22 protein-coding genes and 1 pseudogene are annotated in these 22,063 nt (G+C 39.7%); 6 read left to right on the forward strand and 17 right to left on the reverse strand.

Annotated elements, in window-relative coordinates:
- Positions 1-106: 106 nt before the first annotated feature.
- Positions 107-877 carry a ParA family protein gene (locus NCWK1_RS18130; protein WP_053458067.1) on the forward strand — a complete coding sequence of 257 codons (771 nt, stop codon included), beginning with the start codon at positions 107-109 and terminating at the stop codon, positions 875-877.
- Positions 874-1,821, forward strand: coding sequence for a ParB/RepB/Spo0J family partition protein (locus NCWK1_RS18135; protein ID WP_103125689.1), 948 nt, complete (start codon positions 874-876; stop codon positions 1,819-1,821). Before NCWK1_RS18130 ends, NCWK1_RS18135 begins: the two co-directional genes overlap by 4 nt.
- Before the next feature lie 155 nt (positions 1,822-1,976).
- Here the strand turns inward: NCWK1_RS18135 and rppB are convergent, their stop codons facing one another.
- Positions 1,977-3,380 carry a two-component system sensor histidine kinase RppB gene (rppB, locus tag NCWK1_RS18140; RefSeq protein WP_103125690.1) on the reverse strand — a complete coding sequence of 468 codons (1,404 nt, stop codon included), beginning with the start codon at positions 3,378-3,380 and terminating at the stop codon, positions 1,977-1,979.
- Positions 3,377-4,072, reverse strand: a complete 696-nt coding sequence (gene rppA, locus NCWK1_RS18145; protein ID WP_103125691.1) for a two-component system response regulator RppA — start codon at positions 4,070-4,072, stop codon at positions 3,377-3,379. Before rppA ends, rppB begins: the two co-directional genes overlap by 4 nt.
- A gap of 860 nt (positions 4,073-4,932) precedes the next feature.
- Between rppA and NCWK1_RS18155 the strand changes: the two genes are divergently transcribed.
- Entirely contained in the window at positions 4,933-6,027 is a 1,095-nt protein-coding gene (locus NCWK1_RS18155) for a cysteine synthase family protein (protein WP_010993914.1), read from the forward strand.
- A gap of 32 nt (positions 6,028-6,059) precedes the next feature.
- Complete coding sequence (locus NCWK1_RS18160; RefSeq protein ID WP_103125787.1) at positions 6,060-7,388, forward strand: hypothetical protein; 1,329 nt, start codon at positions 6,060-6,062, stop codon at positions 7,386-7,388.
- A gap of 22 nt (positions 7,389-7,410) precedes the next feature.
- Here the strand turns inward: NCWK1_RS18160 and NCWK1_RS18165 are convergent, their stop codons facing one another.
- The 7 genes from NCWK1_RS18165 to NCWK1_RS18195 form a co-directional block, all read right to left on the reverse strand.
- Positions 7,411-7,884 (reverse strand): universal stress protein, encoded by a 474-nt coding sequence (locus NCWK1_RS18165; protein WP_017307542.1) that lies wholly within the window; start codon positions 7,882-7,884, stop codon positions 7,411-7,413.
- Positions 7,885-8,082: 198 nt separating this feature from the next.
- Positions 8,083-8,778 (reverse strand): TVP38/TMEM64 family protein, encoded by a 696-nt coding sequence (locus NCWK1_RS18170; protein WP_103125692.1) that lies wholly within the window; start codon positions 8,776-8,778, stop codon positions 8,083-8,085.
- Between the two features lie 17 nt (positions 8,779-8,795).
- The gene (locus tag NCWK1_RS18175) at positions 8,796-9,449 is read right to left on the reverse strand and encodes a methyltransferase family protein (protein WP_017307544.1); all 654 of its coding nucleotides are present in this window, start codon (positions 9,447-9,449) and stop codon (positions 8,796-8,798) included.
- A 27-nt stretch (positions 9,450-9,476) separates the two neighbouring features.
- Positions 9,477-9,698, reverse strand: coding sequence for a DUF2933 domain-containing protein (locus NCWK1_RS18180; protein WP_017307545.1), 222 nt, complete (start codon positions 9,696-9,698; stop codon positions 9,477-9,479).
- 36 nt (positions 9,699-9,734) lie between these two features.
- A complete protein-coding gene (locus tag NCWK1_RS18185) occupies positions 9,735-11,909 on the reverse strand; it encodes a heavy metal translocating P-type ATPase (protein WP_187308176.1) in 2,175 nt (724 codons plus the stop codon).
- Between the two features lie 16 nt (positions 11,910-11,925).
- The gene (locus tag NCWK1_RS30455; RefSeq protein ID WP_219724891.1) at positions 11,926-12,057 is read right to left on the reverse strand and encodes a YHS domain-containing protein; all 132 of its coding nucleotides are present in this window, start codon (positions 12,055-12,057) and stop codon (positions 11,926-11,928) included.
- 144 nt (positions 12,058-12,201) lie between these two features.
- Complete coding sequence (locus tag NCWK1_RS18195; RefSeq protein WP_103125693.1) at positions 12,202-12,903, reverse strand: DUF305 domain-containing protein; 702 nt, start codon at positions 12,901-12,903, stop codon at positions 12,202-12,204.
- Between the two features lie 255 nt (positions 12,904-13,158).
- Between NCWK1_RS18195 and NCWK1_RS29640 the strand changes: the two genes are divergently transcribed.
- On the forward strand, positions 13,159-13,329 hold the full coding sequence (locus NCWK1_RS29640) for a hypothetical protein (protein ID WP_155950516.1): 171 nt from the start codon (positions 13,159-13,161) through the stop codon (positions 13,327-13,329).
- A gap of 558 nt (positions 13,330-13,887) precedes the next feature.
- Here NCWK1_RS29640 and NCWK1_RS18205 read toward each other — a convergent pair.
- The 8 genes and pseudogenes from NCWK1_RS18205 to NCWK1_RS18240 form a co-directional block, all read right to left on the reverse strand.
- Positions 13,888-14,361: a DUF2808 domain-containing protein gene (locus tag NCWK1_RS18205; protein ID WP_103125695.1), complete on the reverse strand. Its 474-nt coding sequence runs from the start codon at positions 14,359-14,361 to the stop codon at positions 13,888-13,890.
- 352 nt (positions 14,362-14,713) lie between these two features.
- On the reverse strand, positions 14,714-15,202 hold the full coding sequence (locus NCWK1_RS18210) for a DUF2808 domain-containing protein (protein ID WP_103125789.1): 489 nt from the start codon (positions 15,200-15,202) through the stop codon (positions 14,714-14,716).
- A 261-nt stretch (positions 15,203-15,463) separates the two neighbouring features.
- A complete protein-coding gene (locus NCWK1_RS18215; protein WP_245894930.1) occupies positions 15,464-15,949 on the reverse strand; it encodes a DUF2808 domain-containing protein in 486 nt (161 codons plus the stop codon).
- A gap of 371 nt (positions 15,950-16,320) precedes the next feature.
- Positions 16,321-17,250 (reverse strand): hypothetical protein, encoded by a 930-nt coding sequence (locus NCWK1_RS18220; protein WP_103125696.1) that lies wholly within the window; start codon positions 17,248-17,250, stop codon positions 16,321-16,323.
- Between the two features lie 383 nt (positions 17,251-17,633).
- Positions 17,634-18,137: a hypothetical protein gene (locus NCWK1_RS18225; protein WP_103125697.1), complete on the reverse strand. Its 504-nt coding sequence runs from the start codon at positions 18,135-18,137 to the stop codon at positions 17,634-17,636.
- 160 nt (positions 18,138-18,297) lie between these two features.
- Positions 18,298-18,936: pseudogene (locus tag NCWK1_RS18230) on the reverse strand (efflux RND transporter permease subunit); the annotation flags it as partial.
- Between the two features lie 493 nt (positions 18,937-19,429).
- Positions 19,430-20,107: a tetratricopeptide repeat protein gene (locus NCWK1_RS18235; RefSeq protein ID WP_102205970.1), complete on the reverse strand. Its 678-nt coding sequence runs from the start codon at positions 20,105-20,107 to the stop codon at positions 19,430-19,432.
- Positions 20,108-20,167: 60 nt separating this feature from the next.
- The gene (locus NCWK1_RS18240) at positions 20,168-21,496 is read right to left on the reverse strand and encodes an Nramp family divalent metal transporter (protein WP_103125698.1); all 1,329 of its coding nucleotides are present in this window, start codon (positions 21,494-21,496) and stop codon (positions 20,168-20,170) included.
- 229 nt (positions 21,497-21,725) lie between these two features.
- Here NCWK1_RS18240 and NCWK1_RS18245 point away from each other — a divergent pair, with 229 nt between their 5' ends.
- Positions 21,726-22,058 carry a YnfA family protein gene (locus NCWK1_RS18245; protein WP_102205968.1) on the forward strand — a complete coding sequence of 111 codons (333 nt, stop codon included), beginning with the start codon at positions 21,726-21,728 and terminating at the stop codon, positions 22,056-22,058.
- Positions 22,059-22,063: the final 5 nt, after the last annotated feature.

The following is a 22,063-nucleotide window of genomic DNA, read 5'->3' on the forward strand; positions in this document are numbered from 1 at the left end:
AGGTTCACTTGTTTGAACTAGCGTTATTTTTTTCAAAAATCCAAAATAAAAATCCACTGTTTGGTAGAATCGCTGACATGGGTTCACAATATCGCTTCATTAATATATGTCATCAACCAAAATAATTGCCACTTTCAATCAGTCAGGTGGTGCAGCTAAGACGACTATTACACACAATCTTGGATACCATCTTGCTAAAAAACACCGTGTACTGCTTGTGGATATGGACCCACAAGCATCACTAACAGCTTTTATGGGATTAGGGGAAGTCAAGCTGCAAACTGAACAAACTATTTATGGTGCGATTGCTGAAGAAACTCCCCTGTATATATGGGAAAAACCTATTCACGGGATGCACATTGTACCAACAAATATCCAATTGGCAGGTACGGAGCAAAAAATTTTTCATGACTTGACCATCGACAACCGCCAACGGCTCAAGTTTGTGCTATCAAATGTACTTGACCAGTATGATTACATTTTGATTGATTGCCCGCCTTCTCTAGGAATCCTAAGCATTATGAGCTTAGTAGCTGCTTCACACGTTATTATTCCTGTTGAAACGCAATATAAGTGCTATCTTGGCACCAACCAACTGCTAGAAACAATTGCCCGACTCAAAAAAGGAGGACACCAGAAATTACAAATTGCCTGTATAATTCCAACCAAATACGATAATCGTAATCTTCAAGATACAGGAATACTAGAAGAAATTAAACAACAGGTTGAAGGACGGATACACGTTACTGCCCCCATTCCTAAATCAACAGCTTTTCCTGACGCAACCCAGGCACATCTACCGCTTGCCCTCCACAAGAAAAACCACCCCGCAGTCAAGATACTCGAAGAAATTACAAAATATATTACTAAATTATGAGCCAAAGACGCGAACTAGAAAAACTCACCGGACTCGATAATTTATTTGGAGACGAAGCAGAACAATCCTTACCCAATAGCACTTTACTGTTATCGCAAATTATCCTTCCACCAAGTCAGCCTCGTCGCTATTTCGACCCTGTAAAACTCAAATCGCTCGCCGATAGCATTAAGGAAGTGGGGTTACTAGAACCCATAGTCGTCAGAAAGCTTGAGGGAGACAAGTACGAGCTGATAGCTGGCGAACGCCGTCTCAAAGCTTGTGAAATTGCAAAACTTGAGGAAATTTCTGTAGTCATTATTGAGTGTGACGAAAAGAAAGCTCGCAAACTCCGCTTGGTTGAAAATCTTCAAAGGGAAGACCTTAATGCCTACGAGGAAACTATAGGAATTCTCGAACTACTTGCTGAAGAACTCAATATTGAACAAGAAGCAGTAGTCTCTCTTCTATATCAGATGAATAATGAGACTAAGGGAAATTCTAACCATAACGTTATGGTTAGTGAAGAAGCACTTGCGATACAAAGAATATTTCTACAGATAGGTAAGATATCCTGGGAGTCATTTGTATCAAACCGCCTTCCTCTACTTAAACTACCTTCAGATATCCAAGCAGTATTAGAGCAAGGTCAGATAGAATACACAAAGTCAAAAGAAATTGCTCGGATTAAGGACAATGAAAAACGGCAAAATATTTTAAAAAAAGCTATTGAAGAAAATCTCTCATTATCTGTAATCAAAGAGTTAGTGGGAGATATTCTTCAAATTCAATCAGAAAGTAAACCCCAGTCTCCCCAACAACAAAACAAGGAACGAACCAGCAAAATATACAAAGCACTCATCAAGAGCAAAATCTGGGATGATGAGAAAAAAGTCAAAAAAGTTAATCGTCTTTTTGACCAAATTGAAGCACTTTTAGAAGAAAAGAAGGAAGACGCTTCTTAGCTCGGTTTGATCCAATGATTCAGTTCAGGTGATCTCAAAAAAATTCTAGCGAATAGAACCTGATCAACCAGAGCCAGTTCACTCTATAAAGGCTTGTAAACAGTTTGGATAGCAATCTGTCTCTAGGAGCTTTTACAACAGTACTAATCTTAGTGTTATTGATGTGAGCGACGATATAGTATTTTAAATGGGTAAATAGAGCGAACGCTATCAAGTGGACGGACATCGAAAGGTAACTTAATAGTAAAAGTGCTACCTTTACCAAATTCACTTTGCACATCTATGCTGCCGTGATATGCCAAAACAATTGCTTGGGCGATCGCTAATCCCAATCCAGAACCGCCAGTGCTACGGGAGCGATCGCTATTGACTCGATAGAAGCGGTCAAAAATTCTAGTCAAATCATGCTGCGGAATACCAATACCCGTATCTTGAACCTGAATCACAGCATAATGGTCACTGCGATCTAGGCAAACGGTTATCTTTCCTCCTTTTGGTGTGTATTGAATTGCATTGATAATTAAGTTAGAGAACAAGCGATAAAGCTGATCTGCATTACCAATAATATCTAAAGAAGTTGACACCCGTACTGAAGATGTTAATGTTACATCAGATGCGATCGCCAAGGCTGCAAATTCCTCTATTAAGTCATTAACAATATCATCCAAGCAGCAAATGTCTCGTGGCATTGGCATTGGTTGACGATCCAGACGAGTCAGCAGCAACAAATCTGTAACCAGAGTTGTGAGTCGCTGATTTTGACGCTGTAGAGTTTGCAGAATGTCCCGTGCTTCTATTTCATCTATTTGGGGCATCAAAAGGGCTGATTCTACTGTTGCTTGGGTTGCTGCTAAAGGTGTCCTTAACTCGTGTGCAGCATCGGCTGTAAATTGTTGGATTTGTCTATATGAGCGATAAATTGGTTGCATTGCTAACCCTGCTAACCACCAACTAGCAACACCAACCAGAGCCATTACCATTGGTAATCCCAATGCTAAAATGAGTTTTACAGCAACAAGATAACTGTTGAAATCTGCAAGGCTTCGCCCTACTTGAATGTAACCCCAATCACGATTTTCTTGAGTGTGTAGAACAAATGAAATTTGGTGGTAGAAGTGTCCTTTGCTGTCTTTCAGAGTTTGCCAAAGTTCCTTGTTAAAGGCTACGGGTAATCCTTCTGGATAAGTTCCGGCGATCGCAATTAAGCGTCCGGAATTATCGAAAAAACGCACATAATAATTACCTTGATTGATTGCGCTTAAAATATGGCGTTTGGAACTTAACTGCTCTTGAATACAGCTTTTATCAACTACACAAATATTGGGTAAAAGCTGCTGTATAACTGGTTCTAATTCACCAGGTTGCTGTAATTTTAGTTCAATACTGTCGTGTAGTGTTCCGGCAACAGACTCCAGTTCTCGATCTAATGTCATCCAATGGGCGTGGGAAATCGCTCTGTAGATACCAAATCCGCACAGGCTTAAAATCAAAGCCATAACGAGCGCATACCACAAGGCTAAACGCAGGCGGGTCTGCTTAAACAGTTTATTTTGATTCATGGCGTGAGATTGAGACGATATCCTGTACCATGCAAAGTTTCAATCATATTCCCGCACCCACTATTGTTTAGTTTGCGACGCAGCAAACGCATTTGAGCAGCTACTACATTACTTATGGGTTCTGCACTCACTTCCCAAAGCTGATTACGAATTTGTTCAGTAGTCACAATTTGGTTTGGGTGTTTCATAAAATACTCTAGTAACTGGAATTCTTTATTAGTTAAGGAAATCTCCTGTTTCTTGCCTGTATTATTTTGACTAACAACCATATTGTTGCCGTAATCTAGAGTTAAGTTGCCAACAGTTAATTCTTGGGGCTGAAATTGGGGCGATCGCCTCTGCAATGCCCGCAATCTAGCCAATAATTCAGCCATCCCAAATGGCTTTACCAAGTAGTCATCTGCACCCGCATCCAGCCCAGTCACTTTATCTTCCATTCTGTCTTTAGCTGTCAGCATTAAAACAGGTAGAGGACTTTGACGATAACGTAGCCTTTTGCATAACTCTAATCCTGATATTCCTGGCAACATCCAATCGAAAATAGCTAGCGTGTATTGTGTCCACTGATTTTCTAGATATGCCCAGGCATCATTACCATCGAGTACCCAATCAACTAAGTACTTCTGCTGGGTAAGAGTTCGCTTAATAGCAGCACCCAAATCTGGTTCATCTTCGACTAGTAACACTCTCATAGAGTTCACCTGTCAACAGTAAGTTGATATCTTTTTAAAAACTTTTTCATCTGTACATTTATATAAAATTTAAGTATAAAATTTTACAGAATTTTTTTGAAATAGCAAAATGTTAACAGTGAAAAAGGACTCAGTAGATTGACTTGCCAAAATAGGTGTGGTCTTAGTTTGAGGAGTTACAGAAACTAAGTATTTGCAAGAGTCTATTGAGTCACTATTTATTTTGACAGGTAAAGATGAAACTAAGATGAAATTCCAGCTATTTCCCGAAAATTTATAAACTGATTTATAAACTATTGGTGTTCATTGTCACATCAAGAAAGTTCATTAGCATTATTTTTCTCATATTCGAGTTTGACGCTATACAAACAAACCCTCCATTAACTTAAGCTTCATCGTCATGCAAGCAATAGTGTATACAAAGCAAATCATGGAAGTCAATTTAATGACAATGAGAAAATCATAGCTACTGATTTTTGGAAATTATTTAAGACAATATCTGAAATTTCATCTTAATTTCATATTTATCTTTCAGGATAGAAATATCTAGTCTATTCATGAATGAATACAGGCATTTCTGAGAATTGGCTTGAAAAAATAAACCTGTTAGATATTGATTATTAACTAGGAGTGATGCCCCGTAAAGCTGACACACCAATTGCCATAGCACAAAAGCAAACCTACCAATAATTGGGGCGGCTGATTTAATCAGGTATTCCAAGACATTTGTACATGACATCAAGTTTATTACAAATATCACTAAATTTAGGCTGTAAATACGACATAAGAGAGCTTTAGCAAGTAAGCAAGTTTACAAAGTTGCAGCCACAGTAATTTCCTCATTTGTTTCAATATTCAATATGAATTCTTTTCCCAAAACTTTATCGTCCGAGAACTTTTCTAGTTCGCAATACAACAATCGTAAGAGATACAATCTTTTTGTATCTGCCAATGTTACCCAGGCACTAGGAAATGTCCCGATCGTACAGCTTGGAAACATATCCCGTGTATGTATTGAATCAGAGTGTTTATTAAAGCTTGAGAGCTGCAATCCTGGAGGATCAATTAAGGAGAAAAATGCAGTTTACCTCGTCAAGCGTGCGGAGGAAGAAGGACTACTTGTACCTGGTGGTACGATTATCGAGTCAAGCTCAGGAAATTTCGGCGTTGGTTTAGCAATGGTAGGAGCAGTCCGAGGGTATCGAGTGATTATTGTTGTCGATGCCAAAACTGCGCCACCGTTTAGACGAATGCTGAAAGCATATGGTGCGGAACTTGTGGATGTACCGCTACATGAAGCAGACGAATCAGGCTCTATGCAAAAGGCGAGAATGAAACGAGCGCATGAGCTTACCGCAACTATCCCTAATGCTTGGTATCCATGTCAGCACTTGAATCCTTGGAATACTGAGGCACATTCATACTACACTGCGCGGGAAATTGAAGCCCACTTTGCTGGTGAACTTGATGCTGTCGTGGTAGGTGTTAGCACGGCGGGACAAATAATGGGAATAGCTCGTTATCTCCTACCGCGATTTCCCAAAATACGTATTGTTGGCGTTGATGTGGTGGGTTCAGTGATTATGGGAACGCCAGCCAAACCATACAAGATGACGGGTATTGGGTTATCTTTCTTTCCACCAAATCTGGATATTTCAATGCTCGATCGCGCTTACGTGATACCAGAGGATATGGCTTACTCGGTGTGTCATGCACTTGCAAGTCGTGAAGGATTGCTTCTTGGTGCATCAACAGGGGCAATTGTCGCTGGTGGTTTGCATCTGGCGCGCTCTCTTGGTGCGGGTGCGCGGATTTTGATGATCAATCCAGACCGAGGGGATAGATACCTTGAGACAGTCTACGATTCCGATTGGCTTGATCATCATGGATTTACCTTGAAACAGGGGGAACATCTTGATGATGCGATCGCCTCACTGACTCCTCTGTATTTTTAGTGGCTCATCATAGATTAATGTTAAAAAAAATCATGAACATTTCACCTCAGCAGGGACAGGAAGGTAATAATACAGCTTCAGGGCGATCGCTACTAGCACTACTGAAGCAGTTTATTCCACTTTCCCTATCTGATGTGGCAATGACTCTCGGAGATCCGCTTCAGACATCTGCACTTAGCCGCCTATCTTTTCCGCAAGAGACATTAGCTGGAGTCGGGGTAGTCAAAGGAGTTGCCGTATTTCTGGAAAGCCCCATTATCATGATTCTTCATGCCTCAACTGCACTGGGAGGCCAAGCTAAATCTCGTCGCGTACTTTGGCAGTTTACGGTAATTGCGGGACTAGCTCTGAGTGGTATCTTTCTGTTCCTCACTTGGAAACCCTTATATAACTGGCTACTGCTTGATTTATTCGGCGTTAGCTCATCAATCGCTGCACGAGGAAGAACTGCTTTTCTGCTAATGTTCCTGTGGCCTTTCGTGATTGCTTGGCGGCGATTCTTTCAAGGGTTACTGATCCGCGCTCAAAAGAGCATAGCTGTAGGTTGGGCAAGTGTAGCGCGATTGACTTGGGTAATTGTGTCGCTGGCAGTGGGAGTAACTTTACGGTTAGATGGCGCATTATTGGCAGGTATCACCATGATGGGAGCCATACTCATTGAGGCAGTATTGGTGACATGGTTTTGTATGCGTCTTGGTGCTATTTCTATTCTTAACCAACAAGGATATTCTGAGACTAAGAAACTGCCTCAAACCTTGAGTGGAGTCACCTTTTATTACCTTCCTTTAGCCTCAACAATGCTTTTGGTTTGGGGTGCAAGAGCCATACTTTTGAGTTTGATTGCTCGCTCATTTGATGGTAGTCTTGCCCTCGCAGTGTGGCCTGCGGCGTGGGGGCTAGTTCTTTCAGTTGCTAACGGTACACGGATGATTCAACAAGTGATCATTTCTGCTTATGAAGAAACTTCTAGGCGAACACTGGTTGCTTTTGTCATGATTGTCGGGCTAAGTTTTACTTTCATACCGTTTTTTCTTGGGTTTACAGATAACGGATTATTTTTACTGCGTCAGTTTTTGGGGAATAATCCCTCTCTTGTAGAAGCATCTCGTCCAGTTATACAAATACTCTCATGTTTTCCCCTGCTCTTAGCTCTGCAAAATACGTTTCAAGGGCTACTAATTCACAGGGGGAAAAACTGGTTCATCAACATAGCAACAGTAGTTGCTGCAACCTTTACTTTAGTAGTATGCGGAACCCTAATTTTTACCAGACATAGCGGAGCTAATTCAGCAGCTTATGGAATGCTTGCAGGTGTGATTAGTGAAATAATAGTGCTTTTTTTCGCGCTGCAAAGTAAATAATTGGATTAATTTTGACTAGCAACTATGGCACTATTAACACTGAACAAAAAGCATGATGCAGTACATAGTTGCTAACACGACCTAAAACAAATTCTTCTATACCTGAAAGCCAATGTCGCCTGCCAATTATAATTAAATCTGCTTGCCAATTCCGAGCAAATTCACAAATAGTTTCACCAGGGTTGCCAAAGTCTTGTTTGTATTCTGCGTATACACCTGCTGCTGTTGCTTCTGTTGCGTATAAACGCAGCATCTCTAACTTTGGCTGGGAGAATTTATCCAACATTTTTTGGCTGTGTTGTGCAGCTTCACTGTCTTTATCGGGATCATAGTAATTTAAAATGTCAGCAGTATCTAGATATCCCTCTTCTTCAGGACATAAAACGTTAAATATCATAAGGTTAGCCTTTGTGAGTTTTGCCAGAGCAAGTGCTTTTTCAAAAACACGCTTGCTAACTTTAGAACAGTCTATTGCCACTAAAATTTTCTGAAACATAAAACAATTCCTTAGCTTTTAGTAAATAAACCTAATTGACGTACTTAAATATGTTGGCGTTGCTGAATTGAGCATTATGATGATTTTCTCGATGATGACTTTGCGATACCATAATTCACCTCTGATTAACTGAGTGGAAAGCTTGAATAATTGCAATCGAAAAAATTTAAGTTTTTAAGAAATCAAAAAAATATATATTTATTCCACACGGACAATATCTCTCATTCCTAGCCAGTTATAGCGTCTAATCAACCAAGGCAACACGATAATTACAATGAGGAAAATAACAGAAATAGCTATTCCTAAAGGTGTTCCTACGCTTAATGCTCCTCCCATATATGTCAGCAAAAATGTTGAAGGAATCATGCCTAAAAAAGTAGCAAGAGTATATTTAGGGAGAGAAATACCAGCGATTCCCGCAGCGTAGCTAATCAAATCAAAAGAAAATATTGGCAGCATCCGAGTAATAAAAATTAACCAGCTTAGATATGTCTCTCCTTTGTTTTTCGAGAAATAAATGATTTTACCAGTTAAAGCTTTTATTGCCGATCGCCCCAAAGTACGCCCCAAAAAATAAGCAATTAAACCACCTATAAAACCTCCTATTATGCTGTAGACTCCTGCCATGAATGTCCCCCAAATAGTGCCAGCTATAACTGCGAGTGGCGCACTGGGAATAGGACTAATAACTACAGATAAAGCCAAGATAGCAATATAGACAAATGGCCCAAGTAACCCTAAATTCTTTACAGTTTGTCTAAATCCTTCTGGTGTTAATATATTTACCTGGGCATTCAGTAGCCAATAACAGACGGCTAAACATAAGAGCAAAATTGCCAACGCAAAGGCGTTTTGACGATTAAACAGGATCTTGATTCTTTCCTGTCTTTTCACTTACTTAGTTCTCCCTTTTAGGTATTACTTTTCTTGGTGGTGTCTCCCAGACGAGGGAAAAAAGCTGGTGTATTGCTGGCATAGCCATCGTACTCTGCACCAAATTCTGCTCGCACCTCACGTTCTTCTTGGCGTGCCAGTCGTGTATACATCCACACCAGCACCGGAAACATCAATAATGTGAGAATTGTCGGCCACTGAAGCAAAAAACCAAACATGATACTGATAAAAGCTAGATACTGGGGATGGCGAATTGTTGCATAGGGGCCAGTAGTAGCTAATGTGTGAGAACGCTGGGCTTTGTACAGAACCTCCCAAGCTGATGCCAATAAGATAAACCCACCAAAAATTAAGACATTACTCAAAATATGCAACAGGTTAAAGTGAGGATTGCCTTTCATACCCAGCAGTGTCCACCAGAGATGTCCTGCATCATGGGAAAGGAAATCTAACTTTGGATAGCGGCTTTGCAACCAACCTGAAAGTAGGTAAATTGTTAAAGGTATGCCGTACATTTCAGTGAACAAAGCCACGATAAAAGCAGAAAAAGCACCAAACGATCGCCAATCACGAGGACTTTTTGGTTTTGTAAAGCTGAAGGCAAAGATAATAAATACCAAAGAGTTGATAATCACTAAAGACCAAAGACCGTAGGCGGGTGCGTTGTTCATTTCTTCTTTCCTGTTGATTGATATTTTTTACCGAGATGAACGATCATTTCCGTCACTGTGTCCGCCGTGTCCACCGTGCATAAATAAGTGCATGAATGGGCAGGCTAGAAGTAACAAGTAGGGCAGAATTCCAGCTAGATGTGCTAAGTGTTCAGTGATGAGAAAAAATGCAGCAATAGCCAGGAAAACATATAAGGCTATTTTGGCGGGCGATCTCCACCAACTATCTTGACTAGATTGATGATTCATAGAATTTTTCCCCCCAATGCAGTTAGCAATTGCAATTCAATTTGTTGACAATTTGAATCCTTTCAAAAGCGATGAATTAACAATCACTGATAAGGAACTCAAAGCCATCGCAGCTGCGGCAATAATTGGGTTGAGGAAACCGAAGGCAGCAATGGGAATGCCAATGGTGTTGTAAATAAATGCCCAAAATAGGTTTTGTTTAATTTTGAGCATCGTGGCACGAGATAGGCGAATCGAGGTGACAACATCTCGCACATCGTTTTTCACCAGAATGATGCCGCCTGTTTCCTTGGCAACATCTGCACCAGAACCAATCGCAATACCAATGTCAGCAGTTGCTAGGGCGGGTGCATCATTAACACCGTCTCCCACCATTGCCACAACTTCGCCGCGTCGTTGAATATCTTTAACGACTTGGGCTTTATCGCCGGGTAATACCTCAGCAATTACCTTATCGATTCCTAGTTGACGGGCGATCGCTTCGGCAGTACGCTGGTTATCTCCAGTGAGCATCACAACTTTAACTTTTTCCCGCCGCAGGGCAGCGATCGCTTCCTTGGCTTCAGGTTTGATGGTGTCTGCTACTGCCACAATCCCCATTAGCAAACCATTACAACCAACCAGCATGGCTGTTTTACCGTCAGATTCCAAACGAGTCAGTATCTCTTCTATTGCCGGATTTATTTGATAGCCTTGCTCGCGGAACAAACGGCGATTACCAAGTAAAATCCTATCTCGATTGATTTCTCCCCGAATCCCATGTCCGGGAATTGCCTCAAAATTACTCACCTTGGGAATATCTAGCATTTGGTGTCTGGCTGCTCGCACAATTGCTTCACCCAAAGGATGTTCTGAACCTGCTTCTACCGCCGCCGCTAACCGCAGAATTTCATCGTTTGGGCGTTCTGCCAAGGGTACAATATCCGTCACGCTAGGCTCACCACGAGTCAAGGTTCCAGTTTTGTCAAAAATTACGGTAGAGAGCTTTTCTGCCCTTTCTAAAATTTCCCCACCCCGAATCAAAATCCCGGCTTCTGCTCCCTTACCCACACCAACCATCAATGCGGCGGGAGTAGCAATACCCAAAGCACAGGGACAAGAAATAATTAACACAGCAATAAATGCCAGTAAAGCTTGCGGGAAATTCCCCACGAATAACCAACCAAGAAAAGCAAGCACAGCAATTCCCACAACCGCAGGCACAAAATAGCCCGTGACTTTATCCGCCAACCGTTGGACTTGAGCCGTACTTGCCTGAGCTTCCTCCACAATTTTGATGATTTGAGCCAGAGCAGTTTCTGAGCCGACACGAGTCGCTTGGAAACTGAACGCTCCTGTTCGGTTCAAAGTACCACCAATTACCGCAGCCCCGGCTTGCTTCTCCACTGGTAGTGACTCCCCTGTCAGCATTGACTCATCTACAGATGAAGATCCATCCAGCACAATTCCATCTGTTGGTACTTTTTCTCCCGGACGCACAATAATGGTTTCGCCTACCATTACTTGCTCTGCCGGGATTTCCATCTCCATGCCATCTCGGATGACTCTGGCGGTGGCAGGTTTTAAATCTAGAAGTTTGCGTACTGCTGCCGATGAGTTCTTTTTGATAATTTCTTCCATATACTTGCCTAGTAAAACAAAGGCAATGACGACGGCAGAAACTTCAAAATAAACGTCTCGCTCCTCGACTCCAACAGGTAGAGCATTAGGAAAGAAAATCACTGCCACACTATAGAAATAGGCAACGCTGGTTCCTAAAGCAATCAGGAAATCCATGTTTACATTGCGGCTTTTGATGGCATTCCACGCTCCCACGTAAAATGACCAGCCCCCAATAAACTGTACAGGGGTAGCCAGGATAAAAAGCCAGACTCCCCAGGTGAACCAGGGTAGAGCAGAAATCGGCACCCAGCTTAAGATACTTACACCTGCTGCCAGTCCCAAAAATGCAGCCGCTCGCAGAATTGCTAAAAATAGTACCCCCGTCATCGCAATGGTGACGCGAGTCCGCATAGATTTGAGTTCTCTCTCAGGATCTAAAAATGTGTTTAAGCAAGTTTGGCTACAAAAATAGTAAGTGCGTCCACTTCGTTCTGTCTTCAAGGATGTGGCTTTAGGTACTGTCATGCCACAAATAGGGTCTTTCGCCATCCCACCTTGGGGTACAATGTTTGCGTGTCTATGTCCGTGATGCTCGTGAGTTCTTGCCATTTTTCAATGAACTCCTTCATCTTACTGATTGTGATTCAAAGGTATGCAGGCAATTCTGGCTGCAAAAATAGTAAGTCTGTCCGTCTCGCTCTAATTTCAATGCTGTAGCCTTTTCTACAGTCATGCCACATATTGGGTCTACAGCAATGTTGTCACTATCTTGTTGACGTTTGCGTCTAAAAAAATTTCACATAATTGACCTCCTTGAGAGCAGATGCACTTGCGGTAAACCACCTGCTAGGAATCAAAGAAACAAGCCAAATTCTCTATCCTACTGCTTCCTGCCTGGAATTCAACTTGCTTCAGGCTTTGACTTATACCAAGCCTGATACCATTGCTCCATCTGGTTAATTTCAGCCGTTTGAGTTTTAATGATGGACTGAGCTAAGTTACGAATTTCTGGTTTGGTAGCTTTTTTAGTAGCCATCTGCGACATCATTAGAGCCATGCGATGATGAGGAATCATCTGACGGATAAATTCTTTGTCGAAATCTGGTGCATCTTTCAAGGCTGCCAAATCTACCTTCATACCCATCATGTTGCAGTTCATCGGCATTTTCATCATGCCTGGGTTCATCTGTTGGCACATACGCTGATGCATTGACATCATTTCTTGACGAGTCATGGCTGTTACAGGTACTTCTTTCCCATACCATGCCTTATACCAAGCTTTCATTTGCTGAATTTTACGGTTTTGGTCGTTTTTAATCGCTGCTGCTAGCTTTTTAATTTCTGGGCGTTGAGCGCGACTTAATGCGATATCAGCCATTTCCATTGCTTGAGTGTGATGGGGAACCATCATTTCAATGAAATGCTGATCCATATTAGTCATCATCCCTCTTTGGGGAGGAGGAGTAGTTTCTGTAGATGGGTGATGAGTATTGTGTTCTGAGTTTGCAACCTGTGCTTGTGCGTTATTTAAAATTACTAATCCAGCGAGCGTACTACTGGTTAATAGACCAGCCAAGCCATAAAAAAATGTTTTTGTTTTCATAGCACCACCTCATTTTAGGAGTTAAAAACAACTTACCTTTATGAAATTATCGAGAGATTGTGAGGAACTTGTGAGATAAAAAATCTTCGATTAACTCAATAAAATTGCTCAACTAGAAAGCGGTAATTAAGACTTTTTTAAAGCTTCATTTTCTTGAAACAATTAAGCTAATTTTCTTTTCAAGCACTTAGTCAGATGTTTCTATCTTCCATAAAATCCTATACTTTAAGCTTTTCACCTAGAGATGAAAAGAGGATGAAATATTTTTTCTGTACACGTTTCTTTACAAATCAAGGCGATAGCAAAGGACTGCTTTCAGTAGATCGCATCTTCGTTGGTGTCGTGATAGATGCGATGGTCTCCGAATCTACCGTGGGCGATCGCGCTTTTTGGCATTTGTGTAACATCCATGCCTACTTAGATTAAGGGATTGTCCCACATCGACTGCTAGCAATTGGTCATGAGTTGCTTTACTAGTCAACACCAGCACCCCGTTGATGGCGATTGCTGGCATTGACTGAACTCCATACTGTTCAACTTTCGCTAGATAAGTCTGCTGCTCCTGAACTGAACACAAGTCATCAACTAATACTTCACAATTTGAGCCAGCTAGTTCTTACGCTGTACAAACTGTATCCTCACAAAGAGGGCAATTAGCTGTAAATATCTGAATTTGACATTTATTTTGCCATAATATTGACCAACAATTACCTTACTAGTATTTTCAATCCTCCACCTAACAGGAGAGTCAAGTCTAAAAAATACAATATTAATAATTTGTAATAAATTTGATTTTTTCTTCTGACAGCAAGGAAATGAAGAAGTTACTGTTAGAAAAAATGCTGCAACCGCATAAATTGACTTTTTCATAACTAACTCTGGCAAGATGATATAGGGTAGGCAAAATCCACTATCCCACCCTACAGCTACCGATTAATTTGGTTGACAGCCAGCCACACCCAAAATTAACAGCAGTTAATCAGCCTAGCCACCGTAAGTCTGAATCCGAGCTAAACCAAGTGGAATTTCTTCTTTCATATCAATCTTTTTAACAGATACAGGATAATGCCAAGTTCCCTCATAATCTGGAGTCTTAACTCCTTTCATACGAATTGATATAGTTGTACCAGGAACTATTGGTTCCGAAAAAGCTACAGTAGCTTTTTTGTTGTTAATGGAAACCGTTGTAGGAATTTTTTGACCTAATTTGTTTTGGACTTCAATTCCTTTATTAATACTTATTCCTTCTGGTAAATCAATCGCCAATTCTGAAAGTGCTTTACCTTGGACATGAACATCAAATTTATGAGTAGCATCTGGGATACGGGCAACATTAGGAACAGCAGCACTATTGCCTAGATGAGAAAATTTAGCATCATTTGGATTTTTAGCCCAAGCAGTAGTAACTGAAGATGCAAGAACTAAGGTAAAAGTAACAGTGTAAATCAGCTTTTTCATCGATATTCTCCTTATTTAGTTAATCAATGAACTATCTCTATAGGAATCCAACTTGAGTCTTGCTATGTATACTGAGAAGCCAAACCTTATTTGACAGGCTTTCAGTCAGGTTGACTTTTCAACAATCAAATGGGATTCTATATATTTATAATTATGAAAGCTATTGATGAAATAAAGATGAAATATTGTTATGCCAAAAGAAATTTAAAATGTAGTTGCTAAACGTAATTACTCAAAATTATTTATGGTTAAACTATCAAATATTCAAATTTTAAAATCAATTAAAAATTCTCCTGATAGTTAACTCAAAAATCAGTTAACTATCAGGAGCTTTATTTGGATAGCAAAGATTTTAAGGACTAATACGAAATCTAGCTACACCTATAGGTATTTTTACATCACTACCAATGAGATTAGCAGATAAATAATAAACAGGCCCATTACCAAGAAATGGTTGCTTGACATTCTTGATGTCAATCTCTAGCTTAGTGTTAGGAGCAACTGGTTCAGCAAAAGCTAGTAGTATAGTCTTACCATTCAAAGAAACATTAACGTTAATTTTCTGACCATTCTCTTTGTTTACAACAATATCATTCATATCATTGCTCCACCTTACAGTACTTGGAACTTCAATATTTAACTGCGAAACATCTTTACTATTTTTAGGAACGTGTACTCGCAAAGTATGTCTAACAACCGCCCAGCGAGTCGGAGGAAATTGATAGTTACCCTCAACATGAGGAAGACTATCATTTTCTTCATTGGCACTTGCATAGTTGGCAGGAATTAAAAATGCAGCAGCTAGAGTAGATATAGCAATGTAAGCTACCAGTTTTTTCATATTTACTCCTAATTTAATCAGTAACATCAGCAAATATTTAGATTCGTGTTTAGTAAGCCGTTATCAACTAATACATAACAACTAGGTAAAGACAGAATTATCTATCTCCTACATTCACACAAGAATTAAGAGAAGTTAAAAGCCTTCTCATTAACTCGTTTACTGTTTTAAGTCAAAAAGGTCTACTACCTTTATTAATCAAGTTTGGCAGGTCATAATGAAATCTGGATGAAATTTTTGATTAACATAAAAATCTAAATATTAAAATGTAGGAAATTTAGCTAAACCAATGGGAATCTCTACCTCACTACCAACAACTTTCACTGAAAAGCGGTATACAGAATCCGGGCCTGTAACTGGTTGTTGAACCTTATTAAAATTAACTAAGAGCTTAGTGTTAGAAATAACCTTTTCAGGGAACTCTATAATAATTTGTCTACCATTGGCGGAAATATTAGTATTAATTTTCTGATCATTCACATCCAATACATCAATATCATTACTCACTGCTACAGTAGATGGAGTTTCAATAATAAGTTGAGAAAGAGCGTTGTTATTCTTGGGGATATTTAACCGAAAAGTATGTTTTACAAAACGCCAGCTATTAGTAGGATATTGCAAATTCTTATCAACATTAGTCTCCTTAGCATTTGCCTTGGTCATGCAAATGAAAGCTATAGTGCCAAGAGCAAACACTGTACCTGTGTAAATCCATATTTTCTTCATCTTGAATTGTGAAACAGCCATTATGTAAAATAAGTTACAATTTTCTACTAAATAGACCTTTACATAATAAGTCTGACAGGTCAGGATGAAATTAGGGTGAAATTTTGACTTGTTCAAAAAATAATTTGTTGATGTTGTGTTAGGTAGCCAGTCCGAAAGTAAAACTTTGATGAAGTAACGAAAAATTCAATAATTTAAATCTGAAAAATAAACTAAAAAACAAACTAGCTTTCGGATATAAAGTTTTTTTATTTCTTAAAAAGAAATCAGGCTTTTATTTGCACTATGACAGCACAGCTAAAAAGCCTGAATCTGCATTAAAGCGTAAGTTTAAACGGCTAAATATTAGTATAAATGGATAGAGATGAAATCTAGATGAATATTTAGCATAATTATTGAACATTTACCCCGAAATCAACCACAAGAATTCTGCCATTGCGGTTGAATTGACCCCACATTTTATATGTACCAGGAGTCGGAAAGTTGGTCATAAAATTCACCTTTCCAGATGGAGTGTTTTTTAGCGCATGAGCATGAATATAATCGGCTCTTGTCAATGGTGACGACTGTTTGAGAATTACTAAATGTCCTAGTTCTCCCAGATATGGTTGTAAATTTTGAACCGGTTGATTATTAGACGTTTGTTTTAAATCGAAGCTCAAGGTGACTTCTTCACCTACTTTTAATGTTGGTTGAGAGAAGGTGAGATTAGCCTTAATATCACCAAAAGTCTTATTTAATTTTAGGTCAATTGGTGGTGTGGATGGACTTTTACCCGGAAGTTGTGTTTTGAGTACGGAGATTTGTTCTGTGTTTCCAGTTGGTTTGTAATCACTGAAAAGCGTGTAACTACCTGGTTGAGGAAAATTAGCCTGGACTTCAAAGCGTCCATTGTTTTTATAAATAGGATGAATATGGTTGAAAAACTGGAGGTCATCACTAACCACAATCAGGTGCATCAGTTTTTCTTGAAATGTATCAAAATTGGCGATCGCTTTTCCATCTTTATCTTGCACATTAATTACCAAAGGCACAGTAGTATTAGGCTTGATATCTTTTGGAGTAGTGAGTTTTACCTGAGTAGTTACCTTGTTACCACTATGTTCTGAATGATCTATACCACCCTTTTGGTGTTCTGATTTACTTGTCTCATGCTCCTGATGATCCATACTACCCATTGGTTGTGCTGTAGTAGGCTTTTCTTTATCAGCAGCAGCTTCCTGAGATTTTACTCGTGGTGAGCAACCTTGAGCTATGAGCAGGGTTGTAAGGACAGCAATACCTATAGTGGATTTCACTAATACAGCAACAAAACGATTCATAAAGTTTACTTCCAGCTAGTCCGTTTTAAGTGTTGAACAAGGCATAAACAAAGTAAGCAGAGTAGAACTACTGCGCTAACTACAACATTAGGTTGAAAAGATGAAATCAGGATGAAATCAACCACGACACTATTTACTATTCTTGGCGATCGCCCAGTATTTCATAATCAGGTAAATTACCAAAAGCGGTAGAATTATTCATTTATTAGAGCAGCAGTAGCCAACTATCTCTACCCCTAGTACAAGCAAGACTAAAGCATCATAGAGTTTAGTAATCCCAACTCAATAAATTTCCGAGAGCTATGAATTTAACCCAAAACCGTAAAGAGTACAGTAAAAGCTGCTAGGAAATGATTGTTTTTTTAGAATTGCTTGTAGGTGATTTAGTTCTTAAAACTAAAACGACCGTCTACTTTTTTGCCGTCAACATCCACAAGCATTTTCACTTGATATTCACCGGAAGCTTTTTCTGGTAGCAAAAAAGTATAGTGTTTACCTTCTTTATCGTATGTAAGATTTAAAGTTTTCTGGCTGCCATCAGGTATCTGAACTTGAGCTGTTACTTTGGCGTTAGGTATTGCTTCGTGATTATCGCCTTTCTGGATGTAGAAATCTATATGCGTTCCGTTATCTTCTTTCTCAGGTACAAACTCTAAATGATAAGCACCTGACTCAACAACTTGACCGCCGCGATTAGCTTCACTATGACCAGATGACTCAGTTTTGGCAACGGTTTCTGATTTAGTTGTAGGTTCTGTTTTAGTTGTGGTTTCAGAGGTTGGTACTGATGAATTACTATTAGATTCAGATGCTTGATTACCACAAGCTCCTAAAAATAATAGTCCTGTACTTGCTAAAATAACAAAGCCTAGTTTGAGTGATTGCATTGATTTACTCCTCATCTGGATTAGTTAAAAATTGAAACAAACTTGGGTAGACCTAGTTCTTGCACCTATTTTTGAAAACCCCTTTTCCAGCTACCCTCTTTGATATTTGATAATTTTCATTAACTGATGCAAGATAGAAAACAAATAAAAACTTAAATTTTTATACAACTGAACCTTGAGTAACTTCAAGATTTTGTACTGGTGCAGTAGTTTTCGGAACCAAAAACTTCCCGAGTTGGGAATACAAAGCTGGCAAAACTAACAATGTCAAAGCAGTGGAAGTAAACAAACCTCCTAACACCACCACCGCTAAAGGCTGTAGAATTTCTTTACCTGCACCAGAACCAATTACTAGGGGAACCATACCAAGTGCTGATGCAAGGGCTGTTAGCAGAATTGCCACCAAGCGTTCCATCGAACCCTCAACGATTACTTCTTTAAGTGGTATTCCTTCAGCTAGGCGATTGTTATAGTTATCCACTAAAAGCAAACCATTACGAGTAGCTACACCGAATAGAGTGATAAAACTAACCATTGAAGCAACGGAAATAATACCACCACCCAAGGCGACGGAGATTACACCACCAATTAATGCTAGTGGTAGGTTAACTATAATCATTACAGTGGCAGGAATTGATTTAATGACAAAGTAAATCAGTACGGAAATTACTGCGATCGCAACCGCACCTGCAATGATTAATGTCTGCGTTGCTTCCTCCTGTGCTTGAAACTGACCGCCAAATTGTACATAGTATCCTCCAGATAGTTGAATTTGCTTAACCCGATCGCGTACATCTTTATTTAATGTCTCAAATGAAAATGAAATCAAGATGAAATCAAGGTTGAAGATTTGTGATGTTGTGTAGCTAGGATTTTGTTGCACTCAATATCATCAAGACTTAAATGCTTTATGTGAAGCTAAACAAGGAAAAAATTATTGTCCGCTCTTAAAGAAAATTCAGTCAGGCAAATTACACGATCTTTGCGAGGGTTGGCAGCTTGCAAAAGAGACTTAACGGGAAAAGTCAGGGCTTCTATATTGTGCAATGGAAGACTGCACTGATGCTGAAGTTTCTGTGTATTCTTCTGACTTCAAGTATTAGTATTCTTGTGGCTTATCATTTTTTGATAAAACGATTCAATCTGACACGAATTTTATTTAGTATGAAACTCAAAAAAAAATCTTGTTACTCACAAAAATCTAAATCATTGTGTGCATTTAAATTTTTACGAACCCGATTCGTAAGGAAACCGGGTTTATTAACACTGATATCATTACCCTAAACAAATTATTAACGCTGAACTTGCTGAATCAGGGCTTGTGTTTGTTGATAAGCTTGGGTATCACCTTGTTTAAGAAACAGTTTTGCAGCTTGCTGAAGGTCTGTAACAGCACTCTTACTGTCTCCTAAAGCATATTGTGCCAGTCCTCGGTTGCCATAGGCATCAGCTAGATTGGGATTGATTTGTAGTGCTTGATTAAAATCTGCGATCGCTTGCTGATGATTTCCTTGTCTAAAATGAGCAAGTCCTAAATTATAATAACCATCTTGTGAAGTCGGATCTATCTTTATTGTCTGGTTAAAGTCGGCAATTGCTTTCTGAAAATCTCCTAGTTCTACATAAGAAATTCCCCGACCATTATAAGCATCTGTATGCTTGGGATTTAACCGCAGCGCTAGATTAAAGTCAGAAATGGCTGCACTGAAATCTCTCAATTGAGATTTAGCTAAACCACGAAGGCAAAAACCTTCATAAAACCGTGGATTCATCTGTACTACAGAGTTAAAATCTGCGATCGCACCATTGAAGTTGCCTTGCTCAAGCTTTTGCACCCCTTGCTTATAGTACTCTTGGAAGTTCGTCGCCTTCAAAGGTATTTGTACTTCTCGCGCAGAAACAGCAGCAGGCATTACACCCAGTAAACTCATTATTCCCAGAATGGCTATTGTTCGCTTGATATATTTCATGGCTTTACCCCTTCATTCTTGCAGCATGACATTGGATTGCCACGGATCTGTTCCTTTATTTTAACTGGGAACTTGTAATAGCCATCCCCAAAGACTTTGTAATAGCAACCAAGCATTTAAGCCAACGATAACAATAGCAACTAACCAAGCTAAAGATTTTAACCACACGGGATTAACAAACTCACCCATCAAGCGGCGATTACTTGTAAACATCACCAAGGGAATTACTGCAAATGGTAACTGTAAACTGAGGATGACTTGACTGAGAACTATGAGGCTACTTGTACTATTTTCACCAAACAGAATGATTGTAATTAACGCTGGAATGATGGCAAGCAGACGGGTTATTAAACGGCGTAACCAAGAAGGAAAGCGAAATTGCAAAAAGCCTTCCATAACAATTTGTCCTGCCAAAGTAGCAGTTAATGTCGAACTTTGCCCAGAAGCAAGTAATGCGATGCCAAAAATAGCACTAGCAGCACTGACTCCTAACAGTGGTGAAAGTAATTTATAAGCATCTTGAATTTCTGCCACATTCTGATTTCCAGAAAAATGAAATGTTGCAGCAGACACAATTAAAATCGCTGAGTTGATGAATAGTGCTAATGACAAAGCAAAAGTTGAATCAATTGTGCCGAACTTAATCGCTTCCCATCTTTTTTCAGTACTAGGTTGCCAATCACGGGTTTGCACAATAGAGGAGTGTAAATACAAATTGTGAGGCATCACTGTTGCCCCTAAAATGCCAATGGAAATGTAGAGCATTTCTGGGTTTTGTAAAATTTCTTTTTTAGGTAGATATCCCAATAAAATCCCCCCCACATCAGGTTGAGAGAACAGAATTTCTGCTGTAAAACAGATGCCTACAGTTGCTACTAGCATTATTACCAAAGCTTCTGTATAGCGAAAGCCTTTGTGTTGCAGGAATAACAATACCAGGACATCGAGTGCTGTGATGCAAACACCCCACACTAAAGGAATCCCAAATAGAAGTTGCAGTGCGATCGCACTTCCCAATAGTTCCGCTAAGTCACAAGCAGCGATCGCAATCTCACACAGTACCCACAAACAAAAGCTTACCCTTGGTTTGAAATAATCTCGACAAGCTTGTGCCAAATCTCGTCCTGTGGCAACACCTAAACGCACACATAGCGATTGCAGTAATATAGCCATTAGGTTCGATAGCAGAATTACTGTCAACAAAGTGTAGCCAAACTTAGACCCCCCGGCGATATCTGTTGCCCAGTTGCCAGGGTCTATATATCCCACTGCAACCAGATATCCTGGCCCTGCATAAGCCAGCATTTTGCGCCAAAAGCTCTTGCTGTTAGGGACTCTGATGCTGCGGTGAACCTCTGGTAAACTAGGTCGGTTTTCTGGGGGAGTCATTCTACTTTGCTATGAAATATTCTCATATTCTTTTCATAATTTATTTTTTCATATTCTTCTCATTATTTGAAAAAATCTGGCATGAATATTAATCTCCTCAAGATTTAAAAAGTAAAAATCTTGTCTTACCACTTATAACTACCGTGTGTTTTTATACTTTTGCTAAAACACAAATCAAATAAGATTTGAAGTTCGTAAAGAATCTTTATAATAGATAGGATATTCTTGAGTGAAAGAAATACTAAAGTCCTTACTTAACTTCATATGGGCTGGCTTGTTTGAGATAGGCGGTGGCTATCTTGTCTGGCAATGGTTAAAGGATGGAAAGCCTGTCTGGTGGGGAATTGCCGGAGGTATTGGGTTAGCTTTATACGGTATGCTTGCTACTCTCCAGCCTGCTAACTTTGGTAGAGTGTATGCTGCCTATGGAGGGGTATTTATTGTGCTGGCAATGCTTTGGGGTTGGAAAGTAGATGGGGTAGCTCCAGATTACTACGATATGCTAGGAGCTTGTTTGGCGCTACTGAGTGTGTTAATTATCATGTATGCACCCAGAGCATAGAAAAG

This window comes from Nostoc cycadae WK-1 (assembly GCF_002897135.1).
GTDB lineage: Bacteria > Cyanobacteriota > Cyanobacteriia > Cyanobacteriales > Nostocaceae > Nostoc_B.

Bases quoted from the DNA above. Each gene is read 5' to 3' on its own strand.
- NCWK1_RS18130 (WP_053458067.1), top strand. From the start codon at position 107: ATGTCATCAACCAAAATAATTGCCACTTTCAATCAGTCAGGTGGTGCA.
- NCWK1_RS18135 (WP_103125689.1), top strand. From the start codon at position 874: ATGAGCCAAAGACGCGAACTAGAAAAACTCACCGGACTCGATAATTTA.
- rppB (WP_103125690.1), bottom strand. From the start codon at position 3,380: ATGAATCAAAATAAACTGTTTAAGCAGACCCGCCTGCGTTTAGCCTTG.
- rppA (WP_103125691.1), bottom strand. From the start codon at position 4,072: ATGAGAGTGTTACTAGTCGAAGATGAACCAGATTTGGGTGCTGCTATT.
- NCWK1_RS18155 (WP_010993914.1), top strand. From the start codon at position 4,933: ATGAATTCTTTTCCCAAAACTTTATCGTCCGAGAACTTTTCTAGTTCG.
- NCWK1_RS18160 (WP_103125787.1), top strand. From the start codon at position 6,060: ATGAACATTTCACCTCAGCAGGGACAGGAAGGTAATAATACAGCTTCA.
- NCWK1_RS18165 (WP_017307542.1), bottom strand. From the start codon at position 7,884: ATGTTTCAGAAAATTTTAGTGGCAATAGACTGTTCTAAAGTTAGCAAG.
- NCWK1_RS18175 (WP_017307544.1), bottom strand. From the start codon at position 9,449: ATGAACAACGCACCCGCCTACGGTCTTTGGTCTTTAGTGATTATCAAC.
- NCWK1_RS18180 (WP_017307545.1), bottom strand. From the start codon at position 9,698: ATGAATCATCAATCTAGTCAAGATAGTTGGTGGAGATCGCCCGCCAAA.
- NCWK1_RS18185 (WP_187308176.1), bottom strand. From the start codon at position 11,909: ATGGCAAGAACTCACGAGCATCACGGACATAGACACGCAAACATTGTA.
- NCWK1_RS18195 (WP_103125693.1), bottom strand. From the start codon at position 12,903: ATGAAAACAAAAACATTTTTTTATGGCTTGGCTGGTCTATTAACCAGT.
- NCWK1_RS29640 (WP_155950516.1), top strand. From the start codon at position 13,159: ATGAAATATTTTTTCTGTACACGTTTCTTTACAAATCAAGGCGATAGC.
- NCWK1_RS18205 (WP_103125695.1), bottom strand. From the start codon at position 14,361: ATGAAAAAGCTGATTTACACTGTTACTTTTACCTTAGTTCTTGCATCT.
- NCWK1_RS18210 (WP_103125789.1), bottom strand. From the start codon at position 15,202: ATGAAAAAACTGGTAGCTTACATTGCTATATCTACTCTAGCTGCTGCA.
- NCWK1_RS18215 (WP_245894930.1), bottom strand. From the start codon at position 15,949: ATGGCTGTTTCACAATTCAAGATGAAGAAAATATGGATTTACACAGGT.
- NCWK1_RS18220 (WP_103125696.1), bottom strand. From the start codon at position 17,250: ATGAATCGTTTTGTTGCTGTATTAGTGAAATCCACTATAGGTATTGCT.
- NCWK1_RS18225 (WP_103125697.1), bottom strand. From the start codon at position 18,137: ATGCAATCACTCAAACTAGGCTTTGTTATTTTAGCAAGTACAGGACTA.
- NCWK1_RS18235 (WP_102205970.1), bottom strand. From the start codon at position 20,107: ATGAAATATATCAAGCGAACAATAGCCATTCTGGGAATAATGAGTTTA.
- NCWK1_RS18240 (WP_103125698.1), bottom strand. From the start codon at position 21,496: ATGACTCCCCCAGAAAACCGACCTAGTTTACCAGAGGTTCACCGCAGC.